Source organism: Leptolyngbya sp. FACHB-36 (assembly GCF_014695955.1).
Taxonomy (GTDB): Bacteria; Cyanobacteriota; Cyanobacteriia; order Leptolyngbyales; family Leptolyngbyaceae; genus FACHB-36.
In genome coordinates, this window is sequence record NZ_JACJPG010000580.1 from 1 (window position 1) to 2,572 (window position 2,572).

The following is a 2,572-nucleotide window of genomic DNA, read 5'->3' on the forward strand; positions in this document are numbered from 1 at the left end:
TACACCTTCAATGTGGACGCGGTAAAATTGCGGCGCAAGGTCCGTGCGCCTTACCGCGACGAAAATGGCAGCCCAAAAGATTGGCAGCAAACAGCAGACGGCAATTTCCGTGACACGTATCCCTCAAACGTCTGGACCGACATTACCGTGCCATTTTGGTCGATGCCGGAAAACACAAATCACCCGACGCAGAAAAGCGAAAAGCTACTTGCCCGTCTAGTCCTTGCCAGCAGCAACCCCAATGACATGGTGTTCGATCCGTTCTTGGGTAGTGGCACGTCTTCGGTGGTGGCAAAGAAGCTGAGTCGGTGCTATTTGGGCATCGAAATTGATCAGGAGTACTGCCTGTTAGCCGAGAAGCGCTTAGAGCAGGCAACCCAGCATCCGCAAATTCAAGGCTATGTGGATGGCGTGTTTTGGGAGCGGAATGCGGCTTTAAAGGTGAACCGTAACGAGTAACTTGTGTTGACAGATGCGCACCAGAAAGCTAAATTCTTGCTGAATTGTCCTCAAGATTGAGGTGAACCATACGACTTTTGGTGCAGACTGGCAGATAGATATTAAGCCTTTGGCATTGCTGAATAGACGTATGGTTGACCCTCATCCCCTTCTCCCCGAGGAGAATCCTCGCCCGTTGGGAGAGGTAGGGCAGGAGCAACTGTATGAGTCATCTCTAGCAACGCCAAGATTTTTACCGAATCGATCGCCAGTAAGCCACAAACGATGAAGCGGTTGCTCACTTGCATAACTGGATTGCTACTATTAACCGCAGGCTGTGCGGCTTCCATGCTGGAAGTGGCACCGGATAAAGCCGTTTACCAACAAATTTCTTGCCCAAAGAATGGGCAGAAAGCTCAGAGTTATCAGGTGTTGAGTACCCAGAAATGGTCTAGAGGCGTGGTCGTGCTTTACAGCGCTCTGTGCCCAACGGGAAATCAGATGCCTGCGCGGCGCGTTTTCGGGCACAAGGTTGTTGAGCGCAACGGCATGAACTGGCAAGTAAGCGGTAGTGACAGCTTTAGAACCAAGCCGACTTCTGCCAAGTCTGAGCGACTAATTGATTACAGCATTAGTCAATCGACAGCTCAGAGCCGCGATCGCTACGCGATTCTCTACGGTCAGATTATTGCAACGAAGGTTGTTGCCGTTGAAGCAACGTTCGATAACGGTCAGATTCTACGGGACGAAGGCAGCAATGGCGTTTTTGCGCTAGTTTCGCCTGGGGCGACCGGAGTTTGCGAGGTTCGTATATTCGGCAACGACAATCAAATTCTTCAGCAAGACGATCTGGCGCTTCCTAGGCGGTTGCTGAGTCGGGAACAGCAGCCGTGCTACTCGAATTCCCATCGACTTTGAGGTTGCTCAGCTAGTTGCAACGCCGTTATCCAATTCGCAATTCGGAATACTCGCTGCGCGAGAAGCAAGCTACGAAATTGCAGAAACCGGAGTCTGCCTACGTTTTAGTGGCTTGATTGGTAGTTGGAATCTAGAGAAATGGTATCAGTCATGCTCACGTTATTGGCTAGTGCCCTACTCACAACGTGAACTACACGATCTAGGTTCACGTTTAGGCTGACGGGTTTAGCGACAATAACAAAAACGAGGACGGAGACCGCCCTCGTTTACTTACTTACTGAGAGTTTCGAGATTATAGAACCGGAGTATACTGCTCCTTTTCAGGTATATCTGTATACTCAGCCACGATTTGGCGAAACTCTTCGCCGTCGATCGTCTCGCGCTCAATCAGCAAATCCACTAGCCGATCGATCACCTCGCGGTTGTCACGGACGATGCGGCGGGCGTCGTCGTAGCAGTGCTCCACGATCGAGCGCACTTGGGCATCAATGCGGGAGGCAATTTCCTCGGAGTACTCCGATCGCGTCATCCAATCGCGTCCAAGGAACACTTCGCCTTGCTGGCTTTCCAGCGACAGCGGACCTAGATCCGACATGCCGAAGCGCGTCACCATCTGGCGTGCCATGCCTGTAACCTGCTGAAGATCGTTTCCAGCACCCGTCGTCACCTCGGTGTAGCCAAACACGACATCCTCAGCGGCACGACCGCCCAGCGCGCCTGTAATTCGCGCCAGAATTTGCGATCGTGAAATCAGACTTTGATCGTCGCTCGGAGTGAACCAAGTCAGACCCCGCGCTTGACCGCGAGGCACCAGCGTCACTTTCTGCACTGGGTCGTGGTCCTTCACCAGCGTTCCAATAATGGCGTGCCCAATTTCGTGGTAGGCAATTAGGCGCTTGCTCTTGCTGTCTACCAACGGCGTTCCCTCCATACCCGCCACGACGCGATCGACTGCATCGTCGATCTCCAGCATGGTAATCGCGTCCTTGCGACGACGCGCCGTCAGAATTGCTCCTTCGTTCAGCAGGTTCGCCAAATCTGCCCCTGTGAATCCTGGTGTGCGGCGAGCGATCGCATCCAGAGACACATCCGGAGCCAGCTTCTTGTTGCGAGCGTGGACTTGCAGCACTTCCAAACGTCCTTTGACGTCGGGCGTGTCCACGGTGACTTGACGATCGAAGCGACCGGGACGCAGCAGCGCCGAGTCCAACACATC

The 2,572-nt window shown here is 53.3% G+C and carries 2 protein-coding genes and 1 pseudogene; 2 read left to right on the top strand and 1 reads right to left on the bottom strand.

The genetic code is table 11. The features are described 5' to 3' along the window. On the top strand, nt 1-459 hold a 459-nt coding region (locus H6F43_RS16885), incomplete at its 5' end, for a site-specific DNA-methyltransferase (protein WP_190343885.1). A gap of 294 nt (nt 460-753) precedes the next feature. After that, nucleotides 754-1,356, top strand: coding sequence for a hypothetical protein (locus H6F43_RS16890; protein WP_190343886.1), 603 nt, complete (start codon nt 754-756; stop codon nt 1,354-1,356). Nucleotides 1,357-1,648: 292 nt separating this feature from the next. On the opposite strand, the pseudogene H6F43_RS16895 reads toward H6F43_RS16890, so the two are convergent. Then, nucleotides 1,649-2,572 (bottom strand): annotated as a pseudogene (locus H6F43_RS16895) (cell division protein FtsH); the annotation flags it as partial.